Below are 13,324 nucleotides of genomic sequence, written 5' to 3'. Positions count from 1 at the left end.
AACTTGGCACACTATTGAGTTCTCAAACAACAGACACACCCGGCACCACCCAAACCAACGTCCAGGCTCGCTCCGGAGCAACTTTCCAAACTTACCCGATCAACCACCCCGACGCAAATCCATTTCTCAGGATTCCCATCAGACCAGAAGACGGTCCCCCACCAATTTCCGGCGCCCTAAGGAGCGACCAGAATTTGGTCTTGAATTTGGGGGTTTGGCCACCCGCGGTTACCAGCTCTTGGCTGTCTCCCCCGCGGCGACTTAGAAAACAATACACGCACTCGTGGCCCACCGCAAACCGCTCATCCAATGGCTGCAATTCCCCGGGATTCCGGGGCAGGAACGGCCATGCGGGGCACCCGCCGGCCTCCCGCCGTCGTAATTGCGCTGTGTGCGCTGCCGCACATCCGGCAGTCATCACGGCAGACAGCAAAAGGGCCGGCAACCCTAAGGTTGCCGGCCCTTCTCAAGCAGCTGGATTCAGCGGTGCTGGATTACCAGGAAGACTTGGTGATGCCCGGGAGTTCGCCCTTGTGGGCCATGTCGCGGAAGCGGACACGGGAGATGCCGAACTTCTGGAAGGTACCGCGGGGGCGGCCGTCGATGATGTCGCGGTTACGCAGACGGATCGGGGACGCGTTGCGGGGCAGCTTCTGCAGGCCCAGGCGGGCTGCTTCGCGTGCTTCGTCGGTTGCGTTCTCGTCAACCAGGGTCTTCTTCAGCTCGAGGCGCTTTGCAGCGTAACGCTCAACGATGACCTTGCGCTGCTCGTTGCGAGCAATCTTGGACTTCTTAGCCATGTTTAGCGCTCCTCTCGGAATTCGACGTGCTGGCGGATCTTGGGGTCGTACTTCTTCAGGACCATGCGGTCCGGATCGTTACGACGGTTCTTGCGGGTTACGTAGGTGTAACCCGTACCCGCGGTCGACTTGAGCTTGATGATCGGACGTACGTCCTTGTCCTTAGCCACTAGAGCTTCACCCCACGAGCCAGGATCTGGGCGACGACTACGTCGATGCCGCGTACGTCGATGGTCTTGATGCCACGTGCAGAGACCTGCAGCGTGACGTTACGGCGCAGGGACGGAACCCAGTAGCGCTTCTTCTGGATGTTCGGATCGAACCGACGCTTGTTGCGGCGGTGCGAGTGCGAAATGCTGTGCCCAAAGCCCGGCTCGGCCCCGGTCACTTGGCAGTGTGCTGCCATGACTTCTCCTCAAGAATTGAAAGTAATGATCCGCATATCTGCTGCTGGACCATGCTGCTAAGGGCGACCCAAAAATGCAGAAGGGCAACGGTTAGTCACGCAACTTGAGCCCCTAACTACCGGCCACCCTGGAGAAAATTACCGGGCAACCGGAGCAATTGCGCACGCTCCGCGCACTTAGCGCCTACCAAGTCTACGAGTTGGCGCAATTAAAGACCAATCGGGGGTCATCGGGTGTATAAGGGCCGCCGGAAGGTCACAGCCACAGGTTGGTCCTTTTCACAGCAGGCACATAGCTTCGCCAAGCACCTTGGATACATGAACACGCAGCTCCTGCCGGCATCTCCGGCCGCAAGCAGCTCCGGCCGCCCGGAGCCTTCATCACCTTCAGCGAAGAGGCCCGCCCGTGGCTGGTTTGCCCGACAGTACCGGCAGCGCATGCTGCGGACGGACCTCCTGACGCTCATTGCCTGGGCCTCCGTTGCCGCCGCAATTGCCCTCTGGCTTGCCGACGGCGGGGCCACCGCGATCACGTCGCCGGCGTCCCTGTTCACGGCGGCGGGCATCGTGGCCGGGCTGGCGGGCATGGACCTGGTCCTGCTCATGCTGCTGCTGGCCGCGAGGATTCCCTTCATTGACCGCACCATCGGCCACGACCGCGCGCTGGAGTTCCACGGGAAGCTGGGAAAGCCTTCGCTGTACCTGCTTCTGGCACACGGCCTCCTGGTCGCGGCTGGGTACGGCATGGCCGAAGGACTGGATCCGTTCACCGAGTCCGTCAACCTTTGGGTGCAGGTGCCGGACATGTGGCTGGCGTTTGTCTCCATGGCGCTGTTCATCGCGGTCGTCGTCACGTCCCTGGTGGCTGTGCGGCGTCGTTTCCCGTACGAGTTCTGGTACGTGGTGCACCTCCTGACCTACGCCGCGGTGGCAACGTCGCTCCCCCACCAGTTCAGCGTGGGAGGCCTCTTTGCGGCAGGCACATGGCAGCGCTGGTACTGGCTGGCCATTTGCATCTACACCGGCGCTGCCCTGGTGTATTTCCGGGTACTGGAGCCGGTACTGGCCACGGCGCGGCACCAACTGTCGGTGGCCCGCGTGGAGGCCGTGGCGCCTGGCGTGGTGAACATCGTCATGAATGGCCGGAAACTGGACCAGCTGGCGGGCACGGGCGGACGGTTCTTCATCTGGCGCTTCCTGGCTCCGGGACTGTGGTGGCATCCCCACCCGTTCAGCCTGTCCGCCGAACCCGTCTTCCATGGCCCGGACGGCCAGGGGACGCTGCGGGTCACCGTACGGAACCTTGGCAGCGGCTCCGCCCAGCTCCTGCGGCTGCGGAAGGGGACCAAGGTGGCGCTGGAGGGTCCCTACGGACTGCTCAGCACGGCTGCCAGGACCAGGAACAAGGTGGTGATGATCGGGGCCGGCATCGGCATCACACCCCTGCGCGCACTGCTGGAAACCACGCCGTTTGCTCCCGGCGAGGCGACAGTCCTGCTCCGCGGCCACACCGACCAGGAGCTGTACCTGGGCAGCGAAATCCTCGACCTCTGCCAGGCCAGGGGGGTCCGGCTCTTCCACCTCACCGGGCCGAGGGCCCACGGCCACTCCACCTGGCTTCCCGGGGACGCCGTGCGGAACGGCTACAGCCTCACCTCCTACGTGCCTGACATCGCGGATGCGGACGTCTACGTCTGCGGCCCGGCGGCGTGGGCGGCCAACGTCATGGCGGATGCCGGGAAAGCCGGCGTCTCCGGGGAACAGATCCATCACGAAAGGTTTGACTGGTGAAAATACGCGGAACAGTCGCAGCGGCCCTGGCCTCCGCCGGGATCCTCCTGGCGGGATGGCAAACAGGCACCCAGGCAGGCGGCATCAGCACCGTCGCATCAAGCACGACGGCGTCAGGCACCACGGGCTCGACGGGTACGGGCTCGACGGGTACGGGTACGTCCGGCTCCTCGGGCTCTTCGGGCACCTCGGCTTCCGGCACCTATAAGGGAACCGCCGTGCAGACCCGGTTCGGTCCCGTGCAGGTCCAGATCACGGTGGCCAACGGGAAGATCACGGATATCACCGCCCTCCAGCTCACCAACACCGATGGCAAATCCGTCCAGATCAGCAATCGCGCGGCACCCCTGCTCCGGAGCAAGGTCCTCGCGGCGCAGTCGGCGGATGTCCAGACCGTCAGCGGCGCCACCATTACCAGCGACGCGTACCTGACCTCAGTCCAGGCGGCCATCGATGCAGCCCACCTCTAGCCCCCTGGACGCCGCAACCCCCGCCGCCATGCTGAAGGCCCGCACCTTTGAATGCATGGGCACGGTCATCGGGCTGACGCTGCCCGTCAGCTCCCCTGCGGAAGGGCGGCCTGGGCTCGATGAGCTGGCTGCCGCCACCGCCGTCGTCGAACGCCTTTTCCGCGACCTGGACGAACAATTCAGCCTGTACCGCCCGGATTCGGAAGCGGCCAGGCTGGCCCGCGGCGAGCTGATGCTGCGGGGCGCCTCAGCCCAGATGCGAGAGCGGTACGCCGAGGCGCACGAATGGCGGCTGCGCACGGAGGGCGCCTTCACCCCGGAACGGCCTGACGGCGTCCTGGACCTGTCCGGGATCATCAAGGGTCATGCCATCCGCGAGGCGGGCACGTCGCTCCAGGCCCTGGGCCGGCACGATTGGTGCTTGAATGCCGGGGGCGACGTGTTGGTCAGCGGCTCACCACGCCCCGGCAGCGCCGAGCCCTGGAAAACCGGCATCGTGGATCCGGCGGACCGCCAAACCCTGATTACCGGCTACGCACTGGGCGCGGGCAGCCGGCACAGTGCGATCGCCACCTCCGGCTCCGCTGAACGCGGTGAGCACATTTGGCGGGTGGGACGCGGCGCCGGGTTTGTCCAGGTCACCGTGGCCGCCGCGGACATTGTCACCGCCGACGTGCTGGCCACGGCGATCGTCGCCGGCGGAACACAGATGCTGAACCGCGCCACGGACATCTGGGATGTTGCCGTGCTGGCGATCCGCGCTGACGGCTCCACGCTGGCGACTCCGGCCTTCCATCCCGCCTGAACCGCCCGCGCCCCACCGCCGCTACAACCGCTACAGCCGGGTGAGCTGGGCGTACTTGGGCTGCAGGTTGTCGCCGGACGACTTGCCGGTGACGCGCCGGACCACCCACGGCGCGGCGTACTCGCGGAACCACCGGGCGTTGGCGCGGAGGGCGTCGGCTCCGCTCAACTCCGGAACCGGGGTCATCGGCGGGACGTCGATGGAATGGTCGTACTTGAGGACCTCGAGGACGCGCTTGGCCATGTTGGCGTGGCCGGCGGCGGACATGTGCATCCGGTCGTGGGCCCACATGCCCCAGTCGTAGTACTCGCTGAAGCGCCAGTAATCCACCAGCAGGGCGCCGTGGTCCCCTGCGATTCCGCGGACCAGTTCGTTGTAGATGGCGGTGCGGCCGCGCATGGTGCCGAACACTTTTGAACCCCGGGCATCGAAACCCGTGAACATCACCACGGTGGCGCCGGTGGCCGCCAGCTTCCCGACGGCGTCGTTGTACTCCACCAGGAGGTCATCGATGTCCACGCGCGGGCGGAGGATGTCATTGGCCCCGGCGTAGATGCTCACCAGCGTGGGTTTAAGTTCGACGGCGGCGTCCACCTGCTCGGCCACGATCTGCCGAAGCTTCCTGCCGCGGATGGCCAGGTTGGCGTAGCCGAAATCCGGATCAGCGGCGCAGAGCTGCTCCGCCACCCGGTCCGCCCAGCCGCGGACCCCGTTGGGGCGGGTGGGGTCGTCGTCACCGACGCCTTCGGTAAACGAGTCGCCAAGGGCCACGAACCGGGAAGTGAAATCCATGCGGTTAGTTTGCCATCCGTTGCCGGAAGCAACCAATCGCCGGTTATGTCGCTTGGTCAGGCTGGGTTTCGCGCAGGATCCAGTGGTCCTTGTCCAGGCGTCCCACCACTTTCTCGCCGATCCGCGCCAGGTCCAGCACATCCTGCCCGGTCAGGGCATCGAGGAACAGGTCGCGGACGTCCTCAACATGGCCCGGGGCCAGCCCAACGATGGTGGCCATGCCTTCCTCCGTGAGGTGCGCGGTGGTCACCCTTGCGTCATGGGGGTGGGGACGCCGCTCCACCCAGCCGCGCTTCTGCAGCTTGGTCACCACATGCGAAAGCCGGGACAGTGAAGCGCTGCTGCGGGCGGCGAGCTCACTCATGGGCAGGAACCGGTCGTCTGCCTCGGACAGCATGGCAAGGACCGTGTAGTCGAAGAGCGACAGCTTCCCGGCCGCATGCAGCCTGGTGTCGAGGGCCGCCGGCAGCAGCGTATTGATGCTCACCAGCGCCAGCCAGGCGCGGCGTTCGTCAGCGTTGAGCCAGCGGGGTTCGGTCATGGCCCCCATTCTACGATTGATCTTTCAAGTAGCTGGAAGCGGCACCGGTAGGCTTGCCCCATGTATGTTGTCTCCCTCACCTACCGCGTGCCGCAGGAGATCGTCGACTTCCACAACGACGCCCACATCGCCTGGCTGCAAAAGGCGTTCGACGACGGTGTCTTCATTGCCGCCGGCCGCAAGATTCCCCGCACTGGAGGGCTGCTGCTCTCGCAGGCTGAACGGGAAACCCTTGACGCGAGCCTTGCGCAGGACCCGTTCTACATCAACGGCGTGGCCGACTTCGAGGTGCTGGAGTTCCACGCCGGCCGGGTGGCCCCGGGGTTCGAAAACCTGTTGGACACCCCGCCCGCGCAAACCGGCCAAGGTGACGCAGGCCGCTAGGGTGGGCTGCCGCCGTCGTACCCTTCTGCGGCGAGCTTCTTCAGGCCACCTTTCCGCGGCACCTTCACAGGCTTGGGCCAGCGCGGGCTGAGCCTGTCCCCCAGCGTCACCCCGCGGAGCTTGCGGCCAAAGAGCGGCAGGACCCAGTCATGGACCCAGCGCCGCTGGCGCCGTTCCCATTCGCGCAGGCCCAACCTTGGTGGTGGCTCCCAGTCCCGGGGTTTGATCTTGTGCGGCACGCCCAGCTGGTCCAGCACCTGCCCGGCCAGGTATTTGTGCCCGGCCTTGGACATGTGGAGCCGGTCAGAGTCCCACATCCTGGCGTCGTGGAAGGCATCCAGGCACCAGTAGTCCACCAGCACGGCCCCGTACTTTTCCGCGATGTCCCGCACCCGCTGGTTGTAGTAGGCGTTGCGTTTCTTCAACGGCTCCAGGAGCGCGGAAACCTTGACGTCGAACCCCGTGAAGAGGACCACTGTGGCCCCCGTGCCGGCGAGCTGGGCAACAAGCTGTTCATAGTCCGCCATGAGCGCGGGCATATCGGTTTTCAGGTCCAGGATGTCGTTACCGCCGGCGTACAAGGTCACCAGTGTTGGCCGCATCCGCAGTGCCGGCTCCAGCTGCTCGTCGATGATGTGCCGCAGCCGCTTGCTCCTGATGGCCAGGTTGGCGTACTTCCACCCCGGCTGCGCCTTGGCGAGCTTCTCGGCAACCCTGTCGGCCCACCCCCGCACCCCGTTGGGCAGGCGCTCATCCCGGTCCCCCACGCCTTCGGTGAAGGAGTCGCCAAGGGCCACAAACACCCGCCGCCCGGAGTCAGGAAGCAAGGATCCAGTCACCACCGCCCCAACGTAGCGGCGCTGGGAAAAGCAAGGACGACGCCGGGATGAACAGTAAGTGAGCGGGAGCCTGGGAAAGCGCTGCGGGATCCGGTGGAGCGCTTATGGCGTCCGGGACCCGCTGTCCGTCTGCATTCCTCCATAAACCGGACGGAACTCCCAGGTGTAGGAGCCGTCCGCTTTCAGGCTCATCCTCAGGTGGCCCCAGGTATCACTGAACTTCCGCTGGACGTAGGCCGGGTTGCTCGCGAACGATCGGAGGCCGATACCGCCGGTGGACACCTGGAACTGCTGCATGCCGTCGGGGACGCATTGGTCGGCGTTGTTCACCGGGCAGGTCCGCTCATAGTTGTGCTGGGACCCGGACAGCAGGACTTTCACCCGGTTGTTCCAGAACATGTCGATCCAGGGCTTCGCCTGGGTGAAGCGCGTGTGGCTGGATGTGTCGGACGTGAAATACGGGTCGTGGTAGACGGCCGCCAGATGCTTCCCCGCGGCCTTGGCCGCCTTCAGGTCAGCGTCCATTTCGGCGGTCATCGCCTGCGCCCGGGCCACGTTGTAGCGCCATGTGGCCGTGGGCGCCACCAGGATATGCCAGTTCCCCTTATCGAACGAATACCACTCCAGCGCATCCTGGAACCGGCCCAGAGTGGTGCTGGTAGCGGACTTGGTGGTGTTGACGCACTGGCCGTCCATGAACCGGTCCACGTCATCGTTCACACCCGGCTCCACATCGTGGTTGGGGCCCGTGGTCCAGTACGTCTTGGCTTTCAACCCGCCCCACAGCGTGTTCCACGCTCCAAGCGCCGAGCAGGTCCCCTTGTCGTACTGGAAGTCGCCGATGGCAAGGAAATTATCCAACGAACCATCGTTGAGGCCGCTGATGATGCTGGCGGCGTTCTTGCCGGACGCCGAACTCGTGGACGTATTTCCTGACGGGTTCATGTCGCCAACAGCGGCGAACTCGAAGGAATCACCCGCCGGCGGCGTGGTAGGCGCGGGGGTTGGAGTCAGGGTGGGGGTTGGAGTCGGGGTGGGGCTCGTCCCGCCGGCGGCCGGGTAGACACGTATCCAGTCCACGCGCATTTCCGCAGCACCGTCAGCAGTGGAATCAGGGAACCAGTCCAGTTGCAGCGTCTGGTGCATACTGCCCGGAGGCTGGTGGGTGGGGTCGGTGTCCTCGAACCACTTCACGCCATCCACGTATCCGACCATCCCGGCGGGGGACCAGTCCACTGCGTAGTTGTGGAACTGGGTCACGTCCAGCGTCTTGCTGGCCCTGGTCTGGGAGTTGCTGCAGGAGAAGTGCTGGAAGAAGTTGATCACGTTCCAGGCGCCCGTTGTTTCCGCGTAATCCACTTCGCCGTCGCAAGGCCAGTTTCCGCTGTCCGGCCACAGGATCGAAACCATATGGTACTCATTGTCGCCCGACCCGGCGGCGCGGACTTCCCACCGCCCGTACTTTTGTTTGGCGAACTTCGCGGACATGCCGGCAGTGGTCCCGTCCGGGGTCCCGCTCATGACCAACTTGGAACCGTCCACTGTTACCTGCTGCGGGCTGCGGATGCCTTGGCCGGCGTGCCCTGCGCTGTTGTACACGTTCCATTTGGTAGCGTCCGGGGCTCCGGTGTAGTTGAACTCGTCCCCGGCCACAGGTGCGCCCCAGTTCTGCGTGGCAGCAGCCTGGACTCCGCCCGCATCAGTGGGCGCGGGCGCAGGGGTGGAGGTAGGGGTGGGGGTTGGCGTCGGGGCGGGGCTTGTCACCACGGCGTCAGCGGCGGTGGTGACCACCAGCTTTGGGCGGAGTGCCGCGTCCAGGGCCTGGTTCGATTTGAAGCCCAGCCATTTCTGCGCGCTGGATTCGAGCCGGAAGTTCTGCTCGCCGCCGGTGGCGCCGACGCCCTTGGTAACGTCCCATTCCACCCAGGCCCCCGTGGCGAACCCGCCGGCCTTGGCCAGCCAACTCCCGCGGGCCGGTGCGTTGTTCCAGGTGACGCCCGTTTCGGCCCATGTGCCGCTGGTGGCGTAAACGTCCACAAACTCGGTCGACGTTGCCGCCGCCTCAGAATATGCCCGCAGCTTTGCCGAGACGACGTGTTCCCCGGCGGGGACCTGGACGTTGAACCGCAGGAGACTGCTCCGCGAGATGCTTGTCCGGCCCTCCGTGGACCAACGCACACTGGTCCCGAAGTTCTCCGTTGGCCGGTCGGCTTGGACATAACTGTCGGCGGTCGGCGCGAATGTCAGCGCTCCCACCGCGTTCGCCACGCTGCCCACTACGGCAAGTGAGGCGAGCATGACTAAGAGTGTCAGGACGGAAACAGCTGGCCGCAGGATAGTTTTCATGGAATGAGACCTTAATGTTCCAGTTGAAATATCCGAAGCATACGCGTGTCACACCCTGTGACACAGCAATTTCCCTAATTGGCAATTGCTGAAAATTTGTGTTACTGCGCGGAGGGCGCCGAGCGGGCCGGGGTTAGCCTTCGGCTTTGCCCTGCCGCCAGTAACCCATGAAGGCCACCTGTTTCCGGTCCATCCCCACGTCGCGCACCAGGTAGCGCCGCAGGTCCTTGATGACGGCGGCTTCACCGGCGATCCAGGCGTAGAAGGGCATGGCGCCGGCGGGCATTCCGGGGTTGCCGGCGGCGCCGATGTCCCCCGTGTCGAGGCGTGCGGGGGTTTCCCAGAGGATGTCCGTGTCCACGTTGACGTCTTCGGGCTCCGGGCCGGCGCCGCCGCCGTCCGCTTTGATGCCCACCCAGCCCGGCACGGGGACTGCTGTGCGTACGGCCTCCTGCAGCAGCTGGCCGTGCGGCCGGGAGCGGCCGATGACGGCGCCGCGGGCAAGCCACGTGATCTCGATGTCCGCCGGAGACTGCAGTTCAAGGAAGTCGCCGGCCTGGGGAACCTCCAGGAGCGCTTGCCCGCTCATGTACGGCGGGAGGGTTTCGAGGATGGCGGAGATGGCGGGGACTGCGGTTTCGTCACCGGCAAGGAGGATGCGCTGGGCCAGGCCGGGCCGCCATTCGATGCCGGAGTATGTCCCGGCGGTGATGCAGTGGGCGGCACGGTTGTTGGGCCCGATGATGGTGAGGGCGTCACCGGGTTTGGCTTTCAGGGCCCAGACCGCGGCCGGCCCGCTGTTGTGCGGCCCGTCCTTGTGCATCGCAAAGTCCACGTCGATCTCCGGATAGACCGCGTCCAGCCGCGCCTCACGGACGGTGTAGGTCCGCATCGAGCCGCGCACCTCCGGGTCCATGGCCAGCCAATCCCGATACCAGCCGGGCCGGCCGGTGCTGACGGCCGGCAGCGGCAGCTGCGAGCCGTCCGGGGCCAGGGACGGAATCAGGAGCTTGATCCGGAGGTCCAGGGTGTGGCCTTGGACGCCGAAGTCACGCAGCGCGTAGCCACCGAACGTGATCCTGCGGAAGGTGGGGCTGAGCTGCTGGACGGAGGAAACGGTGACCTCAAAGGCGAGACTCATCGGCTGGGTGGTCATCGGCTGGGCACTTGCCGGTTGTGCAGTTGCCGTTTGTGCTCGGGCGGTGTCGCGGGTCGTCATGGGACGGGCTCCAGTTCGTAGGCAGTGTGGTGGCGGCCGATGGGGATGATCAGCGGGGTGGCCGAAACGGGGTCCGGGATGACCCGGCTCTCCAGGCCGAAGACGTGGCGGACCAGTCCTTCCGTCACCACCTCGCGCGGGGACCCCACCGCTGTCACGGTGCCGTCCTTCATGGCGATGACGTGGTCCGCGTAGCGGGCCGCCAGATTGAGGTCGTGCAGGACGATTGCCACGGTGATACCCCGTCTGCGGTTGAGGTCCGTTACCAGGTCCAGGACCTCCACCTGGTGGGCCAGGTCAAGGTAGGTGGTGGGTTCGTCCAGCAGCAGGACGTCGGTTTCCTGGGCGAGTGCCATGGCAATCCAGGCCCGCTGCCGCTGGCCGCCGGACAGTTCGTCCACGTCACGCCCGGCGAGGTCCAGCGTCCCGGTGGCTTCCAGCGCGCGCTGCACGGCGGCGTCGTCCTTGTCACTCCTGCTCCGGAAGAAACCCTGGTGCGGGTAGCGCCCGCGTCCCACCAGGTCTCGGACGGTGATGCCGTCCGGGGCGGTGGGGTGCTGGGGAAGCAGGCCGAGGGTCCGGGCCAGTTCACGGGCCGGACGGGTGTGGATGTCCCTGCCGTCCAGGGAAACGGTGCCGCCGGCGGGCTTCAGGAGCCGGGACAGCCCGCGGAGCAGGGTGGACTTTCCGCACGCGTTGGCACCCACGATCATGGTCACCCTGCCCTCGGGAATCCGGACGTTGAGCCCGTCCGCCACACAGCGCTGGCCGTACGTGAGCGTCAGGTCGCGTGCTTCGAGAAGTGCCACGTCAGGCATCCTTTCGGTTGGCCGTGACCAGGAGCCACAGCAGGAAGGGGGCGCCGAGCGCGCCGGTGACAACACCCACCGGCAGGACGGTGCCGTTTAGGAACAGGGGTGCCAGGTTGGCGGCGACATAGTCTGCCGCCAGGACAATCAGGGCGCCCACCAGGGCCGACGCCGGCAGGCTGGCCTTGCCGGCGAAGCGGCGGGCGATGGGAGCGGCCAGGAAGGCGACGAACGACACCGGCCCTGCGGCCGCCGTCGCCACTGCCGCGAGCGATACCGCGATGGCCACCAGCGCCAGGCGTGCGGCATTGACGCGGACCCCCAGCCCGGCCGCGGCATCATCACCCAGTTCCAGGATGCGGAGCGGACCGGCGATGAGCACAACGGCGGGAACCAGCACCGCGAGCGCCAGGAACAGGACGCCGGCCCGGTCCCAGTTGGCGGAGTTCAGGGATCCATTGAGCCAGACCAGGACGTCGGCGGCAGTGCGGATGTCAGCGCGGGTCATCAGGAAGCTGACCACTGCGTGCAGGGCGGCAGCGATCCCGACGCCGGCAAGGACCAGCCGGTTTCCGGCGGCGCTCCCCCGGCCTGCTCTGCGGGTGGCACCGCCGCTGGAGATCGCATGGATCAGGCCTGCCACGGCCAGTGCACCCGCCAGCGCCGCCCCGGAAACCAGCGCACCGGAGGCGCCGAAGATGACAATCGCAACCACCGCCGCCGCGCTGGCCCCGGAGCTGATGCCGATGACGTCGGGGCTGGCCAGGGGGTTCCGCAGCATGGTCTGGAACAGGGCGCCGGCCAGCCCGAAGGCAGTCCCGGTCATGGTGCCGATGACGGCCCGCGGAAGCTTGTTCTCCATCACGATGAAGCTGGCGCCCGGAATCCTGGCGCCGCCCGTCACATGGTTGAAGACGATGGCGAAGAAGTCCGGAACGGTCACCGTGTAGCTGCCCAGCAGGACGGATACGAAAAACAGGAGCACGACGGCGGCGCCCAGCACGGCGGTCCGGTTGCCGGCCCCCTTGGCCATCACAGCCCGGCCCCCTTTCCGCGGCGGATCAGCCACACGAACACCGGCGCACCGATGAGGGCGGTCATGATGCCGGCCGGGACTTCGCCCGGCGGCAGCACCACCCGCCCAAGAATGTCGGCGGCCAGGAGCAGGACCGGAGCCGCCACCAGGGAGAAGGCCAGGATCCAGCGGTAGTCGGGCCCGGTGAGGACACGCACGGCATGCGGTACCACCAGGCCCACAAAGCCGATGGGGCCCGCCAATGCCGTGGCGGTGCCGCAGAGCAGGACGATGCCCAGGGCCACCAGGGCCCGCGAGGGCCCGACGCGCCGGCCAAGCCCCCGCGCGATGTCGTCCCCCAGCGCCAGGCTGTTGAGGGTGCGGCCGGCCAGGAGCACGATGAGCGCACCGGCGGCCAGGATCGGCAGGCCGGGCAGGAGTACGGTCCAGTCACGGCCCGCGATGCCGCCCACCTGCCAAAAGCGGAACCTGTCCAGGGTGTCCTGGCTGGAGACCAGGATGATGTTCATGAGCGAGGACAGTCCGGCGCTGAGCGCGGCTCCGGCCAGCGCGAGCTTGACCGGGGTGGCTCCCTCCCTGCCCAGCGAGGCGATGAGGTATACCACCACTGCGGCAGCAGCGGCCCCAATCAAGGCGAACCAAACGTAGCCGGAGAAGGTGGCCACACCGAAGATGTAAATGCCGGCGACCACCGCCAGGGCGGCTCCGGCGTTGACGCCAAGAATGCCGGGGTCGGCCAGCGGATTGCGGGCAACTCCCTGCATCGCGGCCCCGGCCAGGCCCAGCGCGCCGCCGGCCAGCAGGCCCAGGACCGTGCGCGGAATGCGGGCCAGCACCACGGCATGGTCACCGTTGGCGGGATCGAACGCGGAAAGGGCCTGCCATACCGTCGCAAGGGGAACCTCCCGTGCCCCTACGGCCAGCGACGCCCCGGCCACCAGCACCAGCACGACGACGGCGCTGGCCAGCCAGGCGGCTCGCGTTCCCGGCGCATCACCGCAGACGGGAGCAGCGGCTGCCCCGGCCCGCACCTGGGTGCCCGTGCCGGCGGCCGGACGTACCGTCGTCGTACCCATGAAGGCGCGG

The 13,324-nt window shown here is 66.7% G+C and carries 15 protein-coding genes; 4 read left to right on the top strand and 11 right to left on the bottom strand.

All coding sequences use genetic code 11. The features are described from left to right. Positions 1 to 494 precede the first annotated feature (494 nt). The 3 genes from rpsN to rpmB are packed head-to-tail and all read right to left on the bottom strand — an operon-like array spanning position 495 to position 1,206. A complete protein-coding gene (rpsN, locus tag ASG79_RS11630) occupies positions 495 to 800 on the bottom strand; it encodes a 30S ribosomal protein S14 (RefSeq protein ID WP_009358853.1) in 306 nt (101 codons plus the stop codon). Positions 801 to 802: 2 nt separating this feature from the next. Beyond that, complete coding sequence (gene rpmG / locus ASG79_RS11625; RefSeq protein WP_013602737.1) at positions 803 to 970, bottom strand: 50S ribosomal protein L33; 168 nt, start codon at positions 968 to 970, stop codon at positions 803 to 805. Next, entirely contained in the window at positions 970 to 1,206 is a 237-nt protein-coding gene (gene rpmB / locus ASG79_RS11620) for a 50S ribosomal protein L28 (protein ID WP_013602738.1), read from the bottom strand. Before rpmB ends, rpmG begins: the two co-directional genes overlap by 1 nt. 318 nt (positions 1,207 to 1,524) lie before the next feature. Here rpmB and ASG79_RS11615 point away from each other — a divergent pair, with 318 nt between their 5' ends. From ASG79_RS11615 to ASG79_RS11605, 3 genes are read left to right on the top strand one after another with little or no spacing between them, the layout of a single operon-like run. Then, positions 1,525 to 2,997, top strand: a complete 1,473-nt coding sequence (locus ASG79_RS11615) for a ferric reductase-like transmembrane domain-containing protein (protein ID WP_056391159.1) — start codon at positions 1,525 to 1,527, stop codon at positions 2,995 to 2,997. Next, on the top strand, positions 2,994 to 3,467 hold the full coding sequence (locus tag ASG79_RS11610; protein WP_056391156.1) for an FMN-binding protein: 474 nt from the start codon (positions 2,994 to 2,996) through the stop codon (positions 3,465 to 3,467). Before ASG79_RS11615 ends, ASG79_RS11610 begins: the two co-directional genes overlap by 4 nt. 28 nt (positions 3,468 to 3,495) lie before the next feature. Continuing rightward, positions 3,496 to 4,272: an FAD:protein FMN transferase gene (locus tag ASG79_RS11605; protein WP_082581735.1), complete on the top strand. Its 777-nt coding sequence runs from the start codon at positions 3,496 to 3,498 to the stop codon at positions 4,270 to 4,272. 30 nt (positions 4,273 to 4,302) lie between these two features. Here ASG79_RS11605 and ASG79_RS11600 read toward each other — a convergent pair whose 3' ends face one another. Next, positions 4,303 to 5,064 carry an SGNH/GDSL hydrolase family protein gene (locus ASG79_RS11600; RefSeq protein WP_018771907.1) on the bottom strand — a complete coding sequence of 254 codons (762 nt, stop codon included), beginning with the start codon at positions 5,062 to 5,064 and terminating at the stop codon, positions 4,303 to 4,305. 43 nt (positions 5,065 to 5,107) lie between these two features. Further along, positions 5,108 to 5,605, bottom strand: a complete 498-nt coding sequence (locus tag ASG79_RS11595) for a MarR family winged helix-turn-helix transcriptional regulator (RefSeq protein WP_026266173.1) — start codon at positions 5,603 to 5,605, stop codon at positions 5,108 to 5,110. Positions 5,606 to 5,665: 60 nt separating this feature from the next. Between ASG79_RS11595 and ASG79_RS11590 the strand changes: the two genes are divergently transcribed. Next, positions 5,666 to 5,989, top strand: coding sequence for a YciI family protein (locus ASG79_RS11590; RefSeq protein ID WP_056391153.1), 324 nt, complete (start codon positions 5,666 to 5,668; stop codon positions 5,987 to 5,989). Here ASG79_RS11590 and ASG79_RS11585 read toward each other — a convergent pair. From ASG79_RS11585 to ASG79_RS11560, 6 genes are all read right to left on the bottom strand, one after another. Beyond that, on the bottom strand, positions 5,986 to 6,831 hold the full coding sequence (locus ASG79_RS11585) for an SGNH/GDSL hydrolase family protein (protein ID WP_026266174.1): 846 nt from the start codon (positions 6,829 to 6,831) through the stop codon (positions 5,986 to 5,988). The two genes, ASG79_RS11590 and ASG79_RS11585, sit on opposite strands and share 4 nt — an antisense overlap. A 99-nt stretch (positions 6,832 to 6,930) precedes the next feature. Continuing rightward, complete coding sequence (locus tag ASG79_RS11580; RefSeq protein WP_235509791.1) at positions 6,931 to 9,126, bottom strand: DNRLRE domain-containing protein; 2,196 nt, start codon at positions 9,124 to 9,126, stop codon at positions 6,931 to 6,933. 181 nt (positions 9,127 to 9,307) lie between these two features. Beyond that, positions 9,308 to 10,315: a siderophore-interacting protein gene (locus ASG79_RS11575; RefSeq protein WP_200953167.1), complete on the bottom strand. Its 1,008-nt coding sequence runs from the start codon at positions 10,313 to 10,315 to the stop codon at positions 9,308 to 9,310. Positions 10,316 to 10,389: 74 nt separating this feature from the next. Then, a complete protein-coding gene (locus tag ASG79_RS11570; protein WP_056391142.1) occupies positions 10,390 to 11,202 on the bottom strand; it encodes an ABC transporter ATP-binding protein in 813 nt (270 codons plus the stop codon). A gap of 1 nt (position 11,203) precedes the next feature. Next, on the bottom strand, positions 11,204 to 12,235 hold the full coding sequence (locus ASG79_RS11565) for a FecCD family ABC transporter permease (RefSeq protein WP_156400195.1): 1,032 nt from the start codon (positions 12,233 to 12,235) through the stop codon (positions 11,204 to 11,206). Then, positions 12,235 to 13,314: a FecCD family ABC transporter permease gene (locus ASG79_RS11560; RefSeq protein WP_056391136.1), complete on the bottom strand. Its 1,080-nt coding sequence runs from the start codon at positions 13,312 to 13,314 to the stop codon at positions 12,235 to 12,237. The genes ASG79_RS11565 and ASG79_RS11560 overlap by 1 nt, the downstream gene beginning before the upstream one ends. Positions 13,315 to 13,324: the final 10 nt, after the last annotated feature.

It is taken from the genome of Arthrobacter sp. Soil761 (assembly GCF_001428325.1).
Classification (GTDB): Bacteria; Actinomycetota; Actinomycetes; order Actinomycetales; family Micrococcaceae; genus Arthrobacter.
Note: the sequence above shows the minus strand (reverse complement) of the source record. Positions and strands in the feature narration are given on the sequence as shown.

What these genes read in the sequence shown, in the direction of transcription:
- ASG79_RS11590 (WP_056391153.1), top strand. Translation starts at nt 5,666, where the DNA reads ATGTATGTTGTCTCCCTCACCTACCGCGTGCCGCAGGAGATCGTCGAC.
- ASG79_RS11615 (WP_056391159.1), top strand. Translation starts at nt 1,525, where the DNA reads ATGAACACGCAGCTCCTGCCGGCATCTCCGGCCGCAAGCAGCTCCGGC.
- ASG79_RS11595 (WP_026266173.1), bottom strand. Translation starts at nt 5,605, where the DNA reads ATGACCGAACCCCGCTGGCTCAACGCTGACGAACGCCGCGCCTGGCTG.
- rpmB (WP_013602738.1), bottom strand. Translation starts at nt 1,206, where the DNA reads ATGGCAGCACACTGCCAAGTGACCGGGGCCGAGCCGGGCTTTGGGCAC.
- ASG79_RS11605 (WP_082581735.1), top strand. Translation starts at nt 3,496, where the DNA reads ATGCTGAAGGCCCGCACCTTTGAATGCATGGGCACGGTCATCGGGCTG.
- ASG79_RS11575 (WP_200953167.1), bottom strand. Translation starts at nt 10,315, where the DNA reads ATGAGTCTCGCCTTTGAGGTCACCGTTTCCTCCGTCCAGCAGCTCAGC.
- rpsN (WP_009358853.1), bottom strand. Translation starts at nt 800, where the DNA reads ATGGCTAAGAAGTCCAAGATTGCTCGCAACGAGCAGCGCAAGGTCATC.
- ASG79_RS11565 (WP_156400195.1), bottom strand. Translation starts at nt 12,235, where the DNA reads ATGGCCAAGGGGGCCGGCAACCGGACCGCCGTGCTGGGCGCCGCCGTC.
- ASG79_RS11580 (WP_235509791.1), bottom strand. Translation starts at nt 9,126, where the DNA reads ATGCTCGCCTCACTTGCCGTAGTGGGCAGCGTGGCGAACGCGGTGGGA.
- ASG79_RS11600 (WP_018771907.1), bottom strand. Translation starts at nt 5,064, where the DNA reads ATGGATTTCACTTCCCGGTTCGTGGCCCTTGGCGACTCGTTTACCGAA.
- ASG79_RS11560 (WP_056391136.1), bottom strand. Translation starts at nt 13,314, where the DNA reads ATGGGTACGACGACGGTACGTCCGGCCGCCGGCACGGGCACCCAGGTG.